Origin of the sequence: Mesorhizobium sp. M2A.F.Ca.ET.039.01.1.1, from assembly GCF_003998035.1 — a bacterium.
In the GTDB taxonomy this organism is placed as follows: Bacteria; Pseudomonadota; Alphaproteobacteria; order Rhizobiales; family Rhizobiaceae; genus Mesorhizobium.
On the sequence record NZ_RZRY01000943.1, the window covers coordinates 1 to 1,973 of the forward strand.

The following is a 1,973-nucleotide window of genomic DNA, read 5'->3' on the forward strand; positions in this document are numbered from 1 at the left end:
GTTTTCAAGTATTTCTCGCTAGATCAATAGGTTGAGACGTCCTGAAGGTTGCTGAGATTTCAGAACGGTATCCTTCACAGGAGTCGGTCCGCGCGCCCGCCAAGACGCGTGTCGAGATCGTGCGGCTGCCGGGCTACACGTGGTTTCCCTCCCATGTGAAGCGGCGCCTGACGTTGCGATCGTCGGCGACGCCGTCTAATTCAAACACCTTATTATGAGTGATTGCTAATATAATTGGGCGCTCCCGGCGGTCGGAGAATTTTTGGAAGATTTCTTTGCGCCTTATCCGAAGTTAATGCGGAACCTTGTCGCAGGTGCTTTGCTCTTCTTGCGCTGGCACGGCGGTGGTTGAGGGACCATCCGTTTTCGCCCGACAGGGAGAATTCGATGCGACCCTCGGCAACAATGAAGGCGATATCATCGCGGTCTCGTGCGTTCCCCCATCAGCATCATGCCGAACCTGTTCCAGCGCTGGCCGAGCGCCGCGGCGGCACGACATCGCCGGCGAGGGAAGAAGCCTTTGGGCGGGGATAATCGACAACCACCAGGAGGAAACCATGCTTGATCAGGCCGTCAAAGCCTATTCGCGTCCGCCGGTCATTGCCGCTCGCCGCGGGTCGCCGGCGCTTCGCCAATGCTGCGACAGCTACATCTGTCCGGTCTGCACGCAGGTCGTCGAACTGACGGATTATCGCCAGGTGCTTTGGCACCAGCAGCCCGGCCATCAGCCGATGGACCTCGAGGACTAACTCTACCTTGAACTTGGAAGGAGCAGTTGGAACGGCCAGTCAAAAAGGCGGACCCGTCAGCACGCCGTGTCTTCTCTCCTTTCGCCGATTTCAATGGCCGGGCAACGGCAGCTGAAAGCGATTGTCCGGCCCTTGGGCGACGGTCCGAAGCGGTTTTCAGACTGAAGTCTCAGCCGCCGAACGCAGAGGCCCGAGTCGCCGATTTTCAAGAAACAACAGCGCCATCAATTCATTTGGTTAGCAAGCCGCCGGACAAGTCCCTTCATCGGCGGTCGACCGAAGCGTGCCCGCCATTCCTGCGATATGACGGGCACGCCTTTCCCTTCAATCGCTCCTGGAGTTGCTGGCCGTGCAACCCGGCAACATGATCGCGAACCTGTTGCGGCACTGCTCCTGGCGCTGATGATCGGCGGCGTCTTCCTTCTCTTTGACAGGCCGCTCTGGCCGGCACGCCACGCTCGGATAATAGTCCTTCTTCCAATCGACACCATGACAACCGGATCGGTGCGCAAGGCCTGTGTCGAGCCATGCCTGCCGGCCCGCTTCGACCTCAAGCTCGCGCCGGCAAGGCCGCAGGGATGAAGCCGGCCTGGGAACCAGTCCGCGCCACACGCCGTTGACAGGGCGAAGGGATGGCCGCAGCGGAGGCCGCCATGGATCATTTCGAACTCATCGATCTTCTGTGCGTCATCGACGCATGCGTGAGCGACCGTTCGGCCGGGCGCGTCGTGCCTATGTCGAGGGCCGTCGAGGAACTGCGCGTGCTGACCGGCGATTTCGTCTCGTCGGACGAGGATGCGACCACCGCCTTGACGCAGGTTGCGCTGGAGCGCGGCTGCGCGGTGCTCTTCGACGAGCAGCCGGGCGCCGACATCATCGCGTAATTCGGCGTGGCGGCCGGGCCATCGATTTTCCATCAGGAGATCGGTCACCGCGGCCTTGCGAGCCGCTGCCGCTTTCCGTCTCACCTCGCCAGGGTGACCATCCGGCCCGCATACATCTCCCGGTTCCCCAGTTCGGCCGTGCAGTTCGACTTCACGGCGGAGTTTCCCGTCATTGCCACGGTGTCGCCCACCAGCCGCAGGCAACTGCCCTGGGCGCTCATGTCCGAATTTCCGGTATAGGTGATAGCCGCATCCGGCGCGTAGATGAAACCGCTCACCAGCGAGCCGGATCCGCCGTTCAGCGTCAGCGCCCGTGTGTTGCCATGCGCCTGGTAGATGG

Annotated in this window: 2 protein-coding genes and 1 pseudogene; 2 read left to right on the forward strand and 1 reads right to left on the reverse strand. The window is 61.5% G+C overall.

Going from position 1 to position 1,973, the window contains the following annotated elements; translation table 11 throughout:
• Nucleotides 1–557: 557 nt before the first annotated feature.
• Complete coding sequence (locus EOA24_RS35880) at nt 558–749, forward strand: hypothetical protein (RefSeq protein ID WP_126083413.1); 192 nt, start codon at nt 558–560, stop codon at nt 747–749.
• Between the two features lie 653 nt (nt 750–1,402).
• On the forward strand, nt 1,403–1,633 hold the full coding sequence (locus EOA24_RS35885) for a hypothetical protein (protein WP_126061553.1): 231 nt from the start codon (nt 1,403–1,405) through the stop codon (nt 1,631–1,633).
• An 80-nt stretch (nt 1,634–1,713) separates the two neighbouring features.
• Here EOA24_RS35885 and EOA24_RS35890 read toward each other — a convergent pair.
• Nucleotides 1,714–1,973, reverse strand: a pseudogene (locus tag EOA24_RS35890) (pilus assembly protein); the annotation flags it as partial.

What these genes read in the sequence shown, in the direction of transcription:
- EOA24_RS35885 (WP_126061553.1), top strand. Translation starts at nt 1,403, where the DNA reads ATGGATCATTTCGAACTCATCGATCTTCTGTGCGTCATCGACGCATGC.
- EOA24_RS35880 (WP_126083413.1), top strand. Translation starts at nt 558, where the DNA reads ATGCTTGATCAGGCCGTCAAAGCCTATTCGCGTCCGCCGGTCATTGCC.